We start from the raw sequence: 18542 nt of genomic DNA on the forward strand, positions 1-18542 counted from the left end.
CGGCCCCGGCGTCGTGCAGGTGGTGCGGGAGATCAGGCCTTGTCGTCGGCCTTCTTCTCGGGCTCGGCCGTCGTGACCTCGGCCTTGGGGGCCGCCTGCGCGGTGACGAGCTCCTTCTCCACGGCGTCCACGTCCTCCTCGTCGTCCTCGTCGAACTCGAGCTCCTCGTACTCGGGCTCGGCAGCGGCGAACGCGCGGTAGAACAGCGCGGCGAGGGCGGCACCGACGAGCGGGGCTACCCAGAACAGCCAGAGCTGGCGGCCGGAGCCGTCAGCGCCCCAGTTGTTCGCGAAGAGCGCGGCCGCCGTCGAGCGGGCCGGGTTCATGCCGGTGTTCGTGACGAACCACGAGACCAGCGTGAGCGCGGCGATGGCGCTGCCCACGGCGACGGGGGCGTAGCCGATCTTGCTGCGCGAGTCGTTGACGCCCAGGTAAACGCCCACGAGCACCGCGGTGATGATGACCTCGATGAGCAGCGCCGGGAACCAGTCGAACTGCGCCTGGCCCTGCGTCTGCAGGTAGAGCGGGGAGTTCTCGGAGAAGCCGTTCACTGCCGAGTCGAAGAGGTCGGACCGGCTCTCCCGGCCGAGCAGCGTCTGGAGCGTCTCGGGCACGGTCGCGAAGAGCACGGCGGCGGCGAGGATCGCGCCGACGAGCTGGGCACCCCAGTAGCTGAACATGCTGCTGATCGTGATGCGGCCGCTGAGCCAGGCGCCCAGCGAGATCGCCGGGTTGAAGTGCGCGCCGGAGACACGACCGACGGCCGCGGCGCCCGCGATGTAGGCAAAGCCGCCCCCGAGTGCGATGCCGAGCCCGCCCACGGTGTTCAGCGGGCTGTAGACGAGCACGCCCACGATCACGAGCGTCAGCAGGAACGTGCCGAACGTCTCGGCGAGCAGGCGGGAGAGCAGGCTGGGCGACCGCTCCTCGACCTCGGTGACGCCGCGGGTAGCGGCGAGGTCCTGGGACATGAAGTCAGATCCTTTCAGTGGCGCACCATCCGGTGCGCGTCATGGCGACGTGCGTGCGATGTCGCGCACATCCTGCCATTACCCGCCTGGGCAAATCCTGAATACGCACGGGTATCTTCTTCACCGTACTCGCGCTGATGTCGACGGCATCCCCAGCGGCGGGTCTTCGGCGTCGTACCGATCCGTCGAACCGAGTGGGCAACGGATAGTGCGTGGGGGCTGGGCGCGGCGGGCCGGTCGATGCAAGAGTGGGTGCCATGACTGAACCCGTGAATGTCACCGTCACCGGAGCCGCTGGCCAGATCGGGTACGCGCTCCTCTTCCGCATAGCCGCGGGCGAGATGCTCGGCGCGGACACGCCAGTACGGCTCCGCCTTCTCGAGATCCCACAGGCCGTCGCGGCCGCCGAGGGCACCGCGATGGAGCTCGACGACTGCGCCTTCCCCAACCTGGCCGGCGTCGAGATCTTCGACGACCCGGCCAAGGCCTTCGACGGGGTGAACGTCGCACTCCTGGTCGGCGCCCGTCCGCGCGGCCCGGGGATGGAACGTGCCGACCTGCTCGAGGCCAACGGCGGCATCTTCGGCCCGCAGGGTCGTGCCATCAACGACGGCGCCGCCGACGACGTCCGCGTGCTCGTGGTCGGCAATCCCGCCAACACCAACGCGCTGATCGCGGCGTCGAACGCCCCCGACGTGCCGGCCACGCGGTTCACCGCGATGACCCGCCTGGACCACAACCGCGCGCTCTCGCAGGTCGCGGCCAAGACGGGGACCGCCGTCGCGGACATCAAGAAGCTCACGATCTGGGGCAACCACTCCGCCTCGCAGTACCCCGACCTGTTCCACGCGGAGGTGGGCGGCCGGACCGGCGCCGACGTCGCCGCAGACACGGCCTGGCTCACCGACGACTTCATCCCGACCGTCGCCAAGCGGGGCGCCGCGATCATCCAGGCGCGCGGGGCGTCGTCAGCGGCGTCGGCAGCGAACGCGGCGATCGCGCACGTGCGCGACTGGACGCTCGGCACGCCCGACGGCGACTGGACGTCGGCGGGTCTGTGGTCGTCCGGCGAGTACGGAGTACCGGAGGGGCTCGTCTCCTCGTTCCCCGTGACCTCGGACGGCAGCGGCGAGTGGCAGATCGTCGAGGGCCTCGAGATCGACGAGTTCTCCCGCGCCCGGATCGACGCGAGCGTGGCCGAGCTGGTCGAGGAACGTGACGCTGTCCGGGCCCTGGGCCTGATCTGACCCACCACCGCTCGACGTGTCGGACGCCAGGTCACTCCGGTGTCCCGGGCGTCTGACACGTCGGGCGTGAGGTGCGTCTCGCAATTCAGGAGTGCGCAGGACCCTCAGGTATCTTGATATCGAGAGATCGGCACATTCCAATCACCCGGGGAGTCAGCCACACCCATGTCCAAGATCATCTATACCCATACGGACGAAGCCCCGCTTCTGGCGACGTACTCGTTCCTGCCGATCGTCTCGGCGTACGCGGCCAAGGCCGGTGTGGACGTCGAGACCCGCGACATCTCGCTCGCCGGCCGGATCATCGCGCAGTTCCCGGAGCGGCTCACGGACGAGCAGCGCCTGTCGGACGCCCTCGCCGAGCTCGGTGAGATGGCGCACGACCCGTCGGCGAACATCATCAAGCTGCCCAACATCTCGGCGTCGCTGCCGCAGCTGAAGGCCGCCATCGCGGAGCTCCAGGGCCTGGGCTACGACCTGCCGGACTACCCGGAGAGCGTCGAGACCGACGCGGAGAAGGACGCGCGCGAGCGCTACGGCCGCGTCATGGGCTCCGCCGTCAACCCGGTGCTGCGCCAGGGCAACTCCGACCGGCGCGCCCCGGCGTCGGTCAAGAACTACGCGAAGGCACACCCGCACCGCATGGGCGCGTGGTCGCCGGAGTCGAAGACGAACGTCGCGACCATGGGCCACGACGACTTCTTCTCCAACGAGAAGTCCGTGGTCATCGAGGCCGACGACACCCTGCGCATCGAGCACGTCGCCGCCGACGGCACTGTGACCGTCCTCAAGGAGTCGCTGCCGGTCCTGGCGGGCGAGGTCGTGGACGGCACGTTCCTCGACGCCGCGGCGCTGGACGCGTTCCTCCTCGAGTCGATCGAGCGGGCCAAGGCCGAGGGCGTCCTGTTCTCCGTGCACCTCAAGGCGACGATGATGAAGGTCTCGGACCCGATCATCTTCGGCCACGTGGTGAAGGCCTTCTTCAGGCCGGTCTTCGAGAAGTACGGGCAGGACCTGGCCGCCGCCGGCCTGTCGGCGAACGACGGCCTGGGCGGGATCTTCGCCGGGCTCGCCGCGCTGCCGAACGGCGCGGAGATCCGCGCCGCCTTCGACGCCGCGCTGGCCGACGGCCCGAAGATGGCCATGGTGAACTCCGACAAGGGCATCACCAACCTGCACGTCCCGTCCGACGTCATCGTCGACGCGTCGATGCCCGCCATGATCCGCATCGGCGGCCACATGTGGGGGCCCGACGGCGAGGAGGCGGACACCCTCGCGGTCATCCCCGACTCGTCCTACGCCGGGATCTACCAGACCGTCATCGACGACTGCCGCGTCAACGGCGCCCTCGACCCGGCCACTATGGGCTCCGTCCCGAACGTGGGCCTCATGGCGCAGGCGGCCGAGGAGTACGGCTCCCACGACAAGACCTTCGAGATCGCCGCGGACGGCACGGTCCGGATCGTGAGCTCCGCGGGCGACGTCGTCATGGAGCATGCGGTCCACGCCGGCGACGTCTGGCGCGCCTGCCAGACCAAGGACGCCCCGATCCGCGACTGGATCAAGCTGGCCGTCACCCGCGCCCGCGCCTCCGCGACCCCGGCCGTGTTCTGGCTCAACTCGCGCCGTGCGCACGACGCGAACCTGATCGGGAAGCTCGAGCAGTACCTGCCGGAGCACGACACCGAGGGCCTCGAGCTCCACGTCATGGACCCGGCGGAGGCGACGGCGTACTCGCTGGAGCGCATCCGCCAGGGCCTGGACACCATCTCGGTGACCGGCAACGTGCTGCGTGACTACAACACCGACCTGTTCCCGATCCTCGAGGTCGGCACGTCGGCGAAGATGCTGTCGATCGTGCCGCTGATGAACGGCGGTGGCCTGTTCGAGACGGGCGCCGGCGGCTCCGCGCCTAAGCACGTGCAGCAGCTCGTCGAGGAGGACTACCTGCGGTGGGACTCGCTCGGTGAGTTCTTCGCGCTGGCCGCGTCATTCGAGCACCTCGCGGGGAACGAGGGCAACGCACGGGCCCAGGTCCTGGCCGACACCCTCGACCGCGCCACGGGGACGTTCCTCAACGAGGACCGTTCGCCCGGCCGCAAGCTCGGCACCATCGACAACCGTGGCTCGCACTTCTACCTCGCGCTCTACTGGGCGCAGGAGCTGGCCACGCAGTCCGACGACGCCGAGCTGGCCGCGGCGTTCAAGCCGCTCGCCGAGGCGCTGGCCGCGGGCGAGCAGGCGATCGTGGACGAGCTGCTGGCCGTCCAGGGCAAGCCGGCCGACATCGGCGGGTACTACCGCCCGGACGAGGCCAAGGTCACCGCGGTGATGCGCCCGAGCAAGACGTTCAACGAGGCGCTCGCGTCGCTCTGACCCGGAGGTCCCGCGAAGTAGAACCCTGGCGAGGAGCCACAGTTCTACTTCGCGGTGCCGGGCGTGACCTTGGTCGGCCTGTGGAAAAAGAGGCGGAGAGTGTCGGTGTCTCGACGTAGCCTCGGAAAACGATGATCGACGCGCCCCAGACCCCGGAGACCACGCCTTTTGACGAGGCGTCGCCTCGCCCTGCACCCGTCCTGACGGACGACCCGGACCGCCGGCTCGACTGGCGTCGGCTGCGCGGTGCGGCGGCCGTCATCGCCCTGCTCGCCCTCACGGCGGGTGCCGTGGGCCAGGCCCTCGGTACGGCGGCGGCCGGTCAGCTCGCGGCTGACGCGACCGTCCTCGGGCTGGTGCTGCTCGCCGCTTGCGTGGTGGGTGGCGCGCTGTTCGACGGCGTCGGGCAGGTGGTCTGGGCCAGTGTCGTGGACCGTGCCGAGGGCAAGCTGCGGAGCGACCTGCTCAGCGCGGCGCTGCGCCAGCCGCTCGCGACGCTCTCCGAGCAGGCAATGGGCGAGGTGCTCGACCGGGTCGACGACGACACGCATGCCGTCGGCACCCTGGTGCGCCGTCAGCTGTGGGGCGCGGGCCGGACGGTCGTGGGCACCGTCCCCATGTGGATCGTCGCCGGTGTCACCTGGTGGCCCGCCTGGTTCCTGTTCCCCGTGCTCGGCGTGCTCGTAGCGCTGCTCACCCGCCCCATGCTCGGCGAGATCGCGCGCCGCAAGGTGATCGAGGAGGCCGCGTGGACGGACCACGCCGCTGCCTTCGAGGAGGCCGTCGCCGCTCGGAACGACCTGCGCACCAGCCTGGGGCAGGCGTTCGCCGTGCGGCGCGTGGCACAGCTCTCGGCGGTCGTGCACGACAAGTTCCGCGCGGTCGTGCGCGTCGAGGAGCGCCTGCTGCGGCTGGCCGGCCTGGTGATGTACGCCCTGCTGGCCGGGACCGTCGTCGTCTGCGCGGTGGTGGCCTCCGGCGGCGGCCTGTCGGTGGAGCAGCTCGTCACGCTGTTCCTGGTCACGGCGATGTTCGTGGGCCAGATGGACAACCTGGTGCACCACCTGCCGGACATCCAGGAGGGCCTCGGCGCGGTGCTCCGCATCCGGCAGATGCTGGCGGTCGAGCCCGAGCCCGACGGCGGCGACGACCTGCCGGACGGGCGGCTCGGGCTCGAGGTACGCGACCTGACCTTTGCCTACGACGAGGGCACGTTCGCCCTGACCGGTGTCGACCTGTTGGTACCCGCCGGGGAGACGATCGCGCTCGTGGGCCGTACCGGCTCGGGCAAGTCGACGCTGGCCGCGCTGCTGTCGCGGGCAGTTGAGCCGGAGCGTGGCTCGGTGTTCCTGGGCGGTGCCGACGTTCGCGACCTGGACCTGCAGAAGCTGCGTGGCTCCGTGGGTGTGGTCACCCAGCGCACCGAGATCATCGCCGGGACGCTCGCCGAGAACATCGCGCTCTTCGCGGACGTGCCGCGGGCCGACATCGAGGGCGCCGTGCGTGAGCTTGGGCTGACCGACTGGGTGGAGGGCATGCCGGACGGCCTCGAGACCCTGCTCGGCCCCGGCGGCACGACGCTGTCCGCGGGCGAGGAGCAGCTTGTCGCGTTCGCCCGCCTCCTCGTGCGGCACGTGCAGCTCGTCGTGCTCGACGAGGCGACCGCGCGGATGGACCCGCTCACGGAGGCGCGCGTCGTGGCCGCATCCGACCGGCTGCTCACCGGACGCACCGGCGTGCTGATCGCGCACCGGCTCGGCACCATCGAGCGGGCCGGCCTCGTCGCCGTGCTCGACCACGGCCGCGTGGTGCAGCAGGGGCCGCGCGCAACGCTCGCCCGCACGCCGGGTCCGTTCCGCACGCTGCTGGAAGCCGGGGCGAGCGACGGTTCGCTGGACGCCGGGGAGGCCGGCCACGAGACCGACGCCGCGGCCGGGACCCGCGCCCAGTCGGCTGCGGCCGCTGCCGGGCACACCGGCCCGGCCGGCACTGTCACCGACCACACCGAAGGCGCCGACGACGCCGAGCCCGACGCGGTCGGGGGGCGCCGTCGGACCGGAACCCCGCCCGATCTGCCGGAGCCCGGCGCCGGCCCGAACCTCGCGCGCGGCGTGCTGCACGCGCTGTTCGTGCGCCCGAAGTGGGGCCTGTTCGGTGCGGCCCTGTTCCTCCTGGCGAGCCTGGTCGCCGCCCAGGGCGCGGTCACCGGGTTCCTGTGGGGCCGCACGGTCGAGGAGGTGGAGGCGGGCGAGCTGCCCGTCGTCCTGCTGATCTCGCTCGCGGTGCTGCTGCTCATGCAGCCGCTGTTCGTCTCTCGCGCGATGGGTGTGTACCCGCGCTGGTGGATCGAGATCCTGCTGCGGATCCGGATGTCGGTCATGCACGGGCAGACCCGGCAGTACCGGCTGCCCGCCACGCCGCCCGGTGAGGTCGTGGCCCGGTCCATGGACGCGGACCGGTTCGTGCGGTACGCGGACCGCTGGGTCGACTTCGTCAACGGCCTCGCGATCGTGGCGGTCACCGCACTGATCAGCGGGACCTGGACCGCGGGCGCCGTCCTGCTTGCGGTCATGGTGGTGTCGGCCGCGGCCTCGGCCATCGGCCGGCCGATCGCCGGCCGCTCGGCCGCGGGCTCGTCGGCGGCTCGTGCGCGGTTCGGCCGCGCGCTGGTCTCGGCGCTCGACTCGGCGCGCACGGTGAAGCTGGCCGCACGCACGCCCGACGTACGCCGGCACCTCGGTGAGGTCGACTCGGGCCGCGTGAAGGCCGCGATCTTCGAGCACCGGGTGCAGGCAGTGCTGGACTCGGTGCCACTGGTGACCCTGTACGTGGGCGTGGTCGCCGCATGGGCGTTCTACCTCACCGACAGGTGGGACCTGGCCACGACGCTGCTCGTGGCGAGCGCTGTGACGGGCTTCGCCTGGTTCGGCGTCGTGGCGGGTGCGGTGGTTACCGAGGCGCCCGGCACCCGGGCGTGGCAGGTGGCGACGGCCCGTTTCGCGGGTGGCGCCGACCTCGTGTCTCGTCAGCGCGGCGTGGACCTGGTGACGGGCACGGCGCCCGCCCCCGAGCCGACCCGGCGCGAGCCCCTGGACCGCCTCGAGCTGCGCGACCTCACCGCGGTGCACGACGACGGCACGATCGGCGTGTCCGACGTCGACCTCGAGATCCGGCGCGGTGAGCTGGTGCTGCTGCTCGGGCAGGTCGGGTCGGGCAAGTCGTCCCTGCTGTCCGCGCTGGCCGGGCTCATGGAGCACACCGGCGAGGTCCGGTGGAACGGGACCGAGGTGACGGACGCCCAGACGTTCCTGCGCCCCGGTCAGGTGGCGCACGTGGCTCAGGTGCCGCGCGTGCTGTCCGGCACGTTCTCCGACAATGTCCGGCTCGACCACGCGCGTGACATCGTCGGCCCCGTCCAGGGCGCGCGGCTCGCGCAGGACATGGAGGAGGCGGGCGGCCCGCATGCCCTCGTGGGCCACCGCGGCGTGCGCCTGTCCGGCGGTCAGGTGCAGCGGCTCGCGCTCGCACGGGCGCTCGCCGCGGACACCGAGCTCCTGCTCGCCGACGACGTCTCCAGCGCGCTGGACGCCTCGACCGAGATCGAGCTGTGGGCCGCCCTGCGGGAGCGGGGCACCACGGTGGTCGGCGCGACGTCGAAGCGCGCGGCGCTCTCTCGCGCGGACCGCGTGGTGGTGCTGGTCGAGGGCAAGGTGGCCGACGTCGGGCCGTGGGCCGGCCTCGCGCCGAAGTGGAGCCACCTCGCGGGCTGATCCGTCCGCGCACTGACGCCGCCCGCAGGCTCCTGTCGCCTGCGGGCGGCCGACCCGGGCGGTCGCCTCACCTGGTGGGCGCTCGTCTGTCCGCCCGGCGCGGCAGCGTGAAGACCAGCAGGAACGCCATCACGGAGAGCGCGGCGCTGGTGGCCATCGCCATCGTCGCGGCGTGCGCGAAGGCATCGGCGACCACCTCGGGCGTCGGGCGACCGGGCGGGAACGCGAGCGACCCGAAGAGCACCGAGCCGACGACGGCGATGCCGGCCGCCGATCCGACGCGCTGCATGGTGCCGATGACGCCGGACGCGGCCCCGGCCTCGTCGCGGTCCACGGTCGCGACGATGAACTGGGCGTTCGGCGCGATGAAGAGGCCGCTGCCGATACCGCCGACCAGCAGAGGCGCCGCCAGGGTCCAGTGGGTCAGGTCGCCGGTCGGCACCAGCCAGAGCACGAGCCACAGCGACACGAGCCCGAGCGCGACCATGCCCGTGCCGATCACGAGCACCACCCGACCCAGCCGGTGCGCCAGGCGCTCGCTCTGCGACGCCCCCACTATCGATCCGAGGGCGAACGGCACCGACACCAGCCCGGACGCCAGCGCCGAATGGCCCAGCCCGGACTGCCAGAAGATCGAGATCGTGAAGAAGATGCTGGTGAACGCCGCGAAGTAGACCAGCGCGAGGATCACGCCGCCGGTGAACGCGGCGTGCGCGAACAGGCGGGGCGGCACGAGCGGGTTGCCGCCGCGCCCCGCGACCCGGCGCTCCCAGAACGCGAATCCGACGAGCAGCAACAGGCCGCCGACCAGGGACGTCCAGGTCCACCACGGCCAGCCGGCGTCCTCGCCCTCGATGAGCGGCACCAGCACCGCGACGAGCGCCACGGAGACCAGCAGCAGCCCCACGACGTCGACCCCGCGCGCGGTCGCGCCCACGACGATCCTGGGCAGCAGCACGATCGCCGCGGCCACGGCGATCACCCCGAAGGGCAGGTTGACGAAGAAGATCGAGCGCCAGCCCTCGTCCTCACCGAACGCCTCGATGAGCAGGCCGCCGACGATCGGCCCGAGGGCGGTGGAGAACCCGATGGCCGCGCCCATCACCGCGAACGCCTTGCCGCGCGTGCGGCCGGCGAACATGAGCTGGATCAGCGCCGTCACCGCCGGGAAGAAGATGCCGCCGCACAGGCCCTGGACCACGCGGGCCACGATCAGCTCGGTGGCGCCCGCCGCGAGGCCGCACCAGAGGCTGGCGAGCGTGAACCCGGCCAGGCCCACGACGAACACCCACTTGTGGCCCACCCGGTCACCCACGCGGCCGGCCGGGATGAGCGCCAGGCCGTAGGCGAGTGCGTACCCGGAGATGATCCAGGACAGCGTGCCCTCCGACGCGTCGAGCGACGTCCGGATGGTCGGCAGCGCGACGTTGACGATTGTCGTGTCGAGCAGGGCCATCGATACGCCCAGGATGAGCACCGCGAGCGCGATCCAGGAGCTGCGCGGGGCCGCGTCCGGTGTGGCGTTCGAGGCGGTGGGCGCGGGGGAGGTGGTCACGGGCAAGGCGCCTCTCGAGGGACGGCGTAACGAGACGATCGTACGGCGCGCCTCCGACAGGCCGAGCGACGCGTCACCCCCTGGCTGTGGGCGCGATCCTTGCGACTACCTGCCCGGTTCAGGCGCAACGATCACGCCCACAACCAAGGGTTCTTAGGGTGGGTGGTTGTGGAACTGATCTTTCGTGAGGCGAAGCGCGACGACCTCGAGCGCATCGTGGAGCTCATCGCCGACGACGCCGTCGCCGCCCGCCGCACCGGCAGCTACGGCGAGCCGCACATCAAGGCCTTCGAGGCCGTCACCGCGAGCCCGGACAACGAGCTGGTGGTGGCGGAGTCCGGCGGCGAGGTGATCGGCGTCATGCAGCTCACGTTCATCCCCGGGATCTCGCGCAACGGAGCCTCCCGGCTCCTGGTGGAGGCCGTCCGGGTGGACCGCGACCTCCGCGGCAAGGGCATCGGCCGCCGCCTGATGGAGCACGCCCACGAGCGCGGCCGGGCGCGGGGCTGCGCCCTGGCCCAGCTGACGTCGGACAAGCAGCGGCCCGAGGCGCACCGGTTCTACCGGAGCCTCGGCTACGAGCAGTCCCACGAGGGCTTCAAGCTCCCGCTCTGACTCCGGAGACGACCAAGGTCCGAGCGCGCGCCCATAATCGCTTGCTGCAAAGTTCTGCAAGCGTTACAGTCACAACCGGTCCACACACCGGGGTTCCGGACGACGAAGGACGACGAAGGGGTCATCCATGTCTCGCTCTGCACGCCTGCGCCCAGCGCAGCTCGGCGCGGCCGTCGCCGCCCTCACCCTGACGGCATCGCTCGGGCTCAGCGCAGCGGCGTCGGCGGCCGCGACCGGAGCGTCGACGTCGGCCGTCGCGACAGGGGCGACCGGCCAGGTCGCCGCGGCAGCAGAGGACCGAACCGCCGCCCTCGTCGGCAGCCTCCAGGACGAGCTCGGCTGTGCTGCCGACTGGGACCCGGCCTGCGCGGCCACCGAGCTCGCGCCCCAGGCAGACGGCACGTTCGGCGCCGAGTTCGAGCTCCCGGCGGGCACGTACGAGTACAAGGTCGCGCTGAACGACTCCTGGGACGAGTCCTACGGCCGCGACGGGGGCCAGGAGAACGCCCCGCTCCATCTCGAAGGACCGGCCCGGGTGCGCGTCACCTACGACGACACGACCCACCGCACCGCCCTGACCCCGCTGACCCTCGCGGGCGAGTACTCCGAGGCGGACGCCGCCCTGGTGCACGAGCCCGTCCGCCAGCCCGGCAGCGACGAGCGCTTCTACTTCGTGATGACCGACCGGTTCGCCAACGGGGACGCCGCCAACGACACCGGCGGCCTGACGGGCGACCGGCTCGCCACCGGCTTCGACCCCAGCGACAAGGGCTTCTACCAGGGCGGTGACCTGGCGGGCCTGCGCGAGAACCTCGACTACATCGAGGGCCTGGGCACCACGGCGATCTGGCTCACCCCGAGCTTTCTCAACCGGCCGGTGCAGGGTTCCGGCGACGACGTGAGCGCCGGTTACCACGGCTACTGGATCACCGACTTCACGCGGATCGACCCGCACCTGGGCACCAACGCCGAGCTCGAGGCGCTGATCGACGACGCCCACGCGCGCGGCCTCAAGGTCTACTTCGACATCATCACGAACCACACGGCCGACGTCGTCGACTACGCCGAGGGCACCTACGACTACGTGGACCAGGCCACGGCTCCGTACACGGACGCCGGCGGCAACCCCTTCGACCCGGCCGACTTCGCCGGCACCGGCAGCTTCCCCGAGCTCGACCCGGCCACGAGCTTCCCGTACACGCCCGTCGTCGACCCGGCCGACCAGGACGTGAAGGTCCCGGCCTGGCTCAACGACCCCACGCTCTACCACAACCGGGGCAACTCGACGTGGGCGGGCGAGTCCGTCACCTACGGCGACTTCAGCGGCCTGGACGACCTCATGACCGAGCACCCTACGGTCGTGGACGGCTTCGAGGAGATCTACAAGGCGTGGATCGACCTCGGCATCGACGGGTTCCGCATCGACACGGTCAAGCACGTGAACTTCCAGTTCTGGGAGGAGTGGTCCGCGGAGATCGAGGAGTACGCGCACGCCCAGGGCAAGGACGAGTTCTTCACGTTCGGCGAGGTGTACGACGCCGACGCCGCCAAGACCTCCCCGTACGTGCGGCGCACCGACATGAGCTCCGTGCTCGACTTCTCGTTCCAGGCGGCCGCCACGAGCTACGCGAGCGGCAACAGCGCGCGGCGTCTGGCGGAGCTGTACGCCTCCGACGACCTGTACACCACCCCGCGAAGCAGCGCGTCGGCCCTGCCGACGTTCCTCGGCAACCACGACATGGGCCGCGTCGGCTTCATGCTCGCCGGCACCGACAACCCGCTCGAGCGCGACGAGCTGGCGCACGAGCTCATGTACCTGACGCGCGGCCAGCCGGTGGTCTACTACGGGGACGAGCAGGGCTTCGCGGGCACCGGCGGCGACAAGGACGCCCGGCAGACCCTGTTTGCCACCCAGGTCGACGAGTACGCGAACCAGCCCCTGGTGACGGGCGAGCAGGCCGGGAGCGCGGACCGGTACGGCACCGACGCGCCGCTCTACGAGCACATCGCGGCCCTCGCAGCGCTCCGGGAGGAGCACCCGGCTCTGGCGAGCGGCGCCCAGATCGAGCGCTACGCCGAGGACGGCGCCGGCGTCTACGCGTTCTCCCGCGTGGACCGCGACGAGCAGGTCGAGCACCTGGTCGCCGCGAACAATGCGGCGCAGGAGCGCACGGTCACCATCGACACGCTCACCCCGGGCGCGGCCTTCGCCCCGCTGTACGGCACGAGCACCTCGCTGACCGCCGACGCCGACGGCGCGGTCACCCTGACCGTCCCGGCGCACTCCGCGGTCGTGCTGGTCGCCGACCGCACGGTTGGCCCCGACTCCGCGGGAGCCGGGACCGTGGTCCCGGGCACGAGCGCCCGGCCGGGCGCCGCGGTGACCGGCGTCGCCCCGGTCGCCGCCGGGATCGACGACGCCTGGGCGGAGACATCCTTCGCGTGGCGTCCGGTCGGCACCGACGAGTGGCACCACCTCGGTACCGCCGAGGACACGACGCCCAGGGTGTTCCACGACGTCGGACCCGACGGAGCCGCCCTGCCTGAGGGCGCCCTGGTCGAGTACCGCGCGGTGACGCGGGACGCCGACGGCGACCGCGCGGCCGCCAGCTCGTACGCGTCGGTGGGCGTCGACGTGAGCGGTGTGGTCGACGATCCGGGCGACCCCGAGATCGACATGGTCACCGTCCCCGGATCGCACAACAGCGAGATGGGCTGCGCCGGCGACTGGACTCCGGACTGCGAGGCCGCGCGCCTCACCCTCGCCGACGACGGCACGTACACCGGCACCTTCGAGGTGCCCGCCGGGTCGTACGAGTTCAAGGTGGCCGTCAACGGCTCCTGGGCGGAGAACTACGGGGCCGACGGCGTGCGCGACGGTGCCAACATCCCCTACTCCACCGGCGGTGGCCCGGTCACGTTCACCTGGGACCCGGAGACCAAGGTGCCGACCGTGCGGGTCGGCACGCCCGGCACGCCGGGGGAGGGCCAGCAGGCCGCGCACTGGGTGCGCCAGGGGCTGGTGCTGGTGCCGGCCGATAACTTCGGCACAGGCGACACCTGGGCGCTGGAGACGGGTGCGCAGGAGGCGCCGACGTCGTACACGCTGGTCCCGGCCTCGGGCGGCTCGGGTGACGTGCCCGCGGACGTGGCCGAGGACTTCCCCCACCTGGCGAACCACCTCGCTCTGGAGGTCGAGGGTCTGGACCGTGCCGCGGCGACGTCGGCCCTGCAGGGGCCGTTGCGGCTCACGCGGCACGACGGCGAGACGCTGACTGCCGCCACGGGCGTGCAGATCCCGGGCGTGCTCGACCACCTGTTCGCCACCGACCGCGCGCTGGGCGTGACGTGGCAGGGCGGCAAGCGGGCGTCGTTCGCCCTGTGGGCGCCGACGGCCCGTGCGGTGACGCTGCAGGCCTGGCCGGCGGGCGCGTCGCTGGACGCCGAGCCGCGCACCTTCGAGATGGCCCGGCAGGACGACGGCGCCTGGACGCTCGACGGCGGTCGCGTCCCGCGGTCCCTGAGCCCGTCGAAGGGCGACTGGCAGGGCACGCGCTACCGCTACGCCGTCGAGGTGTACGTGCCCAGCACCGGCCAGGTCGAGACCAACGTCGTGACCGACCCGTACTCGGTGGGCCTCACCCTCGACTCGACGCATTCGGTGGCGGTGAACCTGGACGCGGCCGCGTGGCGGCCGAAGGTCTGGCGCGCCACGCCGGCGCCGGTCGTGGAGCGGGCCGTGGACCAGACCATCTACGAGCTGCATGTGCGCGACTTCTCGAGCTCCGACGAGACAGTGCCCGAGCGCCTGCGCGGCACCTACGGCGCCTTCGGCGTGCGCGGCTCGGACGGGATGTCGCACCTGCGCTCGCTGGCCGACGCCGGGCTCACCACCGTGCACCTGCTGCCGACGTTCGACATCGCCACGATCCCGGAGGACCGCGCGGCCCAGGCCACGACCGGCGACCTGTCCGGGTTCGCGCCCGACGGTACGGAGCAGCAGGCAGCGGTCGCGGAGGTCCAGGGGCAGGACGGCTTCAACTGGGGCTACGACCCGTACCACTTCATGGCGCCCGAAGGTTCGTACGCGGTGCGTGCGACCGGCGGCGAGCGCGTCGCCGAGTTCCGCTCGATGGTCGGCAACCTGCACCGGGCAGGCCTGCAGGTGGTGCTCGACCAGGTCTTCAACCACACGGCGGCGTCGGGCCAGGACCCGAAGTCCGTGCTGGACCGTGTGGTCCCGGGCTACTACCACCGGCAGAACCCGACGTCCGGCGCGGTCGAGACCAGCACCTGCTGCCAGAACGTCGCCACGGAGCACGCCATGGCTCAGAAGCTGATGGTGGACTCGGTGGTCACCTGGGCCCGCGACTACCACGTGGACGGGTTCCGGTTCGACCTCATGGGGCACCACTCCCGCGCGAACATGGAGGCGGTCCGGGCCGGGCTGGACTCCCTGACGCTGGAGGAGGACGGCGTCGACGGGTCGGGCGTGTACCTGTACGGCGAGGGCTGGGACTTCGGCGAGGTGGCGGGCAACGCGCGGTTCGAGCAGGCCACGCAGGGCCAGCTCGGCGGGACGGGTATCGGCACGTTCAGCGACCGCCTGCGCGACGCCGTCCACGGCGGCTCGCCCGTCGACGGCGCGTCCCTGTTCACGCAGGGCTTCGGGACGGGGCTGTTCACCGACCCGAACGGCAACGACGCGCGGCTCGGCGACGCGGCGTCGGTCAACGACGGCGGGGCGGACGAGGCGGCGGACCTGGCCCACCAGAGCGACCTCGTGAAGCTCGGCCTGGCCGGAAACCTGCGCGCCTACGAGATCACCACCTCGGACGGCGGACGCGTGCGCGGCGACGAGCTGGACTACCGGGGCTCGCCCGCGGGGTACGCGGACTCGCCCGAGGAGGTCGTGACCTACGTGGACGCGCACGACAACGAGACGCTGTTCGACCTGCTCGCGCTCAAGCTGCCGGCCGACACCCCGATGTTGGACCGGGTCCGGATGAACACGGTCTCGCTGGCGACCGCCGCGCTGTCGCAGTCGCCCTCGTTCTGGCACGCGGGCACCGACCTGCTGCGCTCCAAGTCCCTGGACCGCAACTCGTACGACTCCGGCGACTGGTTCAACACCATCGACTGGTCGGGGCAGGACAACGGGTTCGGGCGCGGCCTGCCGATGGCCGCCGACAACGAGGACAAGTGGCCCTACCAGAGGCCCCTCCTGGCCGACGCCGCGCTCAAGCCGGGCCCGGACGACATCGCGTTCTCCGCGGCGCAGGCGCGCGAGCTCCTGGAGCTGCGGCACTCGACCGAGCTGTTCCGGCTCGGATCCGCAGAGCTCATCGGGCAGAAGGTCAGCTTCCCCGGCTCCGGCCCGGCGGCGGCGCCCGGCGTGATCACGATGTCGGTCGACGACCTCGCGGGTCCTTCCGACGTCGACCCCGCGCTGGACGGCGTGCTCGTGGTGTTCAACGCGTCGCCGACGTCGGCCACGGTCGAGGTGCCCGAGCTCGTGGGCCGCGACTACGCGCTGTCGCCGGTGCAGGCGGGCGGGGCGGACGCCGTCGTGCGCCAGACCACCTGGGACGCTGCGGACGGGACGGTGACCGTCCCGGCGCGGACCGTGGCGGTCCTGACGGACCCCCAGGGGTGACAGCGCTGACAAAAGGGTCTTGACTCCGGTGTCCTTTGCGGTGAATTGTGTGTTTGAGCCTGCTCGGCGGCGTCGCCGGGCCTCGCACGATGCAAGGGAGCTTCATGCGCACGGCACGAGTCTTCATCGCACCTGTCACGGCCACAGCACTCGCCCTGTCCCTCGGTGCCTGCGGCGCCGGCGGGGGAGGATCCGACGATTCCACGATCACCGTCGCCTATCAGAAGTTCGGCAACTTCACGCAGGGTGACGCACTCTTCAAGGACGTCAAGGCTGCCTACGAGGAAGCCAATCCTGGCGTCACCGTCGAGCTGGTGCCCATCGAGGCGGCGCAGAACGACTACTTCACGAAGCTCGCCCTGATGAACCGGTCGCCCAGCACCGCGCCCGACGTCATGTACGAGGACACGTTCATGATCAAGTCCGACGTCGAGGCCGGCTACCTCCTGCCGCTCGATGACTACCTCGCGGAGTGGGAGGACTGGGACCAGTTCGTCGACGGCGCCAAGGAAGCCGGGGCCGGCGACGACGGCAAGACCTACGGCGTCTCCATGGGAACCGACACCCGAGGCCTCTGGTTCAACAAGGACGTGCTCGCCAAGGCAGGCCTGCCCGAGGACTGGGCGCCGACGTCGTGGGACGAGCTGCTCGAGGCGGCGCGCGCGATCAAGGAGTCCGACCCGGACGTGGTCCCGCTCAACATCTACTCCGGCAAGCCCATGGGCGAGGCCTCGGTGATGCAGGGCTTCGAGATGCTGCTGTACGGGACGGGCGACACCCTCTACGAGGACGGCAAGTGGGTGCTCGGCTCGCAGGGCTTCGTGGACGCCCTCGACTTCATCGGCACGGTGTACACGGAGGGCCTCGCGCCGACCCCGCAGCAGGCGCTCGACACGAACATCGGCAACACCGTGTCGGCCGAGTGGCTGCCCGACGGCAAGGTGGGCATCGCCCTGGACGGCTCCTGGGTGGCGGGCAACTGGCTCGAGTCCGGGGCCGCGCCCTGGCCCGAGTGGTCCGAGACCATGGGCACGGCCGCCATGCCCACCCAGGACGGTGCCGACCCGGGCGCCGTGAGCATGTCGGGCGGCTGGACGCTCGCGATCGGCTCGGGCAGCGAGGTCCCGGACGAGGCGTTCGAGTTCATCTCCATGGCCCTGAACCGGGAGAACTCCCTGCGGTACGACGTCGAGGCCAGCCAGATCGCAGTCCGGTCCGACGTCGCCGAGGACCCGGAGTACACCGCGACCAACCCGACCGCGGAGTTCTTCACCGACCTGGTCGAGGTGACCCACTTCCGGCCCGCGACGTCGGACTACCCGAAGATCTCCAACGAGATCATGGTCGCCATGGAGTCCGTCATGACCGGACAGCAGACGCCGGAGGAGGCGGCCGCCGTCTACGACGAGGCGGTAACAGGCATAGTCGGCGACGAGAACACGACCCAGGGCTGAGCCCGTGGCCGTCATGTCCCGCGGCGTGGCGCGAGCGGTACCGCTCGCGCCCGCCGTCGTCCTGCTCGCGCTCTTCATGCTCGGACCCGTGGTGTGGTCGTTCTACGGCTCGTTCACGAACACCGCGCTCACCGGGCCCACCGCCGCGAACCCGGAGTGGATCGGGTTCGACAACTACATCGGACTGATCGGTGACCCCGACTTCCCCAAGTCGCTCTGGCTTACCGTCGTGTTCGTCTTCGCCTCAGCCGTCGTGGGGCAGAACGTGCTCGGCATCGCGCTCGCCGGGCTGCTCCGCTCGGCCGTCCGGCCCGTGCGCTCCATAGCGTCGACCGTCGTCGTCGCCGCGTGGGTGCTGCCTGAGATCGTCGCGGCGTTCGCCGCCTACGCGTTCTTCCACTCCGAGGGCACGCTGAACGCAATGCTCGGCGGCGTCGGGATCACCGGACCCGACTGGCTCTACTCCACCCCGATGCTCGCCGTGGTGCTGGCCAACGTCTGGCGCGGCACCGCCTTCTCGATGATGGTCTACTCGGCGGCGCTCGCGGAGGTGCCGCCCGAGCTCACCGAGGCCGCCCAGCTCGACGGCGCGAACGGGCTGCAGCGGCTCGCCTGGGTCACCCTGCCTGTCATCCGGCGCAGCATCTCGACCAACCTCATGCTCACCACGCTGCAGACCCTGTCGGTGTTCACGCTGATCTACGTGATGACCGGCGGAGGCCCCGGCACCGACAGCTCGACCCTGCCGATCCTCGCCTACCAGGAGGCGTTCAAGTTCGCGCAGGTCGGCTACGGCACGGCCATCGCGACGGTGATGATCGTCGTGGGCGGGATCTTCTCCGTGATCTACATCCGCGCGCTCCGACCGGAGGTGGACTGATGGCCGGACCGACGACTG

9 protein-coding genes are annotated in these 18542 nt (G+C 71.4%); 7 read left to right on the top strand and 2 right to left on the bottom strand.

Annotation, left to right across the window (positions count from 1 at the left end; translation table 11 throughout):
- Positions 1–32 precede the first annotated feature (32 nt).
- On the bottom strand, positions 33–971 hold the full coding sequence (locus tag IE250_RS11405; protein WP_189669407.1) for an MIP/aquaporin family protein: 939 nt from the start codon (positions 969–971) through the stop codon (positions 33–35).
- Between the two features lie 257 nt (positions 972–1228).
- On the opposite strand from IE250_RS11405, the gene IE250_RS11410 reads away from it, so the two are divergent.
- From IE250_RS11410 to IE250_RS11420, 3 genes are all read left to right on the top strand, one after another.
- Positions 1229–2218, top strand: a complete 990-nt coding sequence (locus tag IE250_RS11410) for a malate dehydrogenase (protein WP_189669408.1) — start codon at positions 1229–1231, stop codon at positions 2216–2218.
- A gap of 165 nt (positions 2219–2383) precedes the next feature.
- Complete coding sequence (locus IE250_RS11415) at positions 2384–4594, top strand: NADP-dependent isocitrate dehydrogenase (RefSeq protein ID WP_189669409.1); 2211 nt, start codon at positions 2384–2386, stop codon at positions 4592–4594.
- Positions 4595–4725: 131 nt separating this feature from the next.
- Positions 4726–8364 carry an ATP-binding cassette domain-containing protein gene (locus tag IE250_RS11420; RefSeq protein ID WP_189669410.1) on the top strand — a complete coding sequence of 1213 codons (3639 nt, stop codon included), beginning with the start codon at positions 4726–4728 and terminating at the stop codon, positions 8362–8364.
- Positions 8365–8431: 67 nt separating this feature from the next.
- Here IE250_RS11420 and IE250_RS11425 read toward each other — a convergent pair whose 3' ends face one another.
- Positions 8432–9919 carry an MFS transporter gene (locus tag IE250_RS11425; protein WP_189669411.1) on the bottom strand — a complete coding sequence of 496 codons (1488 nt, stop codon included), beginning with the start codon at positions 9917–9919 and terminating at the stop codon, positions 8432–8434.
- A gap of 168 nt (positions 9920–10087) precedes the next feature.
- Here IE250_RS11425 and IE250_RS11430 point away from each other — a divergent pair, with 168 nt between their 5' ends.
- The 4 genes from IE250_RS11430 to IE250_RS11445 all read left to right on the top strand — a co-directional run bounded on the left by IE250_RS11430 (position 10088) and on the right by IE250_RS11445 (position 18524).
- Positions 10088–10534 carry a GNAT family N-acetyltransferase gene (locus IE250_RS11430; RefSeq protein ID WP_229872368.1) on the top strand — a complete coding sequence of 149 codons (447 nt, stop codon included), beginning with the start codon at positions 10088–10090 and terminating at the stop codon, positions 10532–10534.
- Positions 10535–10661: 127 nt separating this feature from the next.
- On the top strand, positions 10662–16190 hold the full coding sequence (gene pulA / locus IE250_RS11435) for a pullulanase-type alpha-1,6-glucosidase (RefSeq protein WP_189669412.1): 5529 nt from the start codon (positions 10662–10664) through the stop codon (positions 16188–16190).
- Between the two features lie 104 nt (positions 16191–16294).
- A complete protein-coding gene (locus IE250_RS11440) occupies positions 16295–17644 on the top strand; it encodes an extracellular solute-binding protein (protein WP_189669413.1) in 1350 nt (449 codons plus the stop codon).
- A 13-nt stretch (positions 17645–17657) separates the two neighbouring features.
- A complete protein-coding gene (locus IE250_RS11445) occupies positions 17658–18524 on the top strand; it encodes a carbohydrate ABC transporter permease (RefSeq protein WP_189669721.1) in 867 nt (288 codons plus the stop codon).
- Positions 18525–18542 lie beyond the last annotated feature (18 nt).

It is taken from the genome of Promicromonospora soli (assembly GCF_014653785.1).
In the GTDB taxonomy this organism is placed as follows: Bacteria; Actinomycetota; Actinomycetes; order Actinomycetales; family Cellulomonadaceae; genus Promicromonospora; species Promicromonospora soli.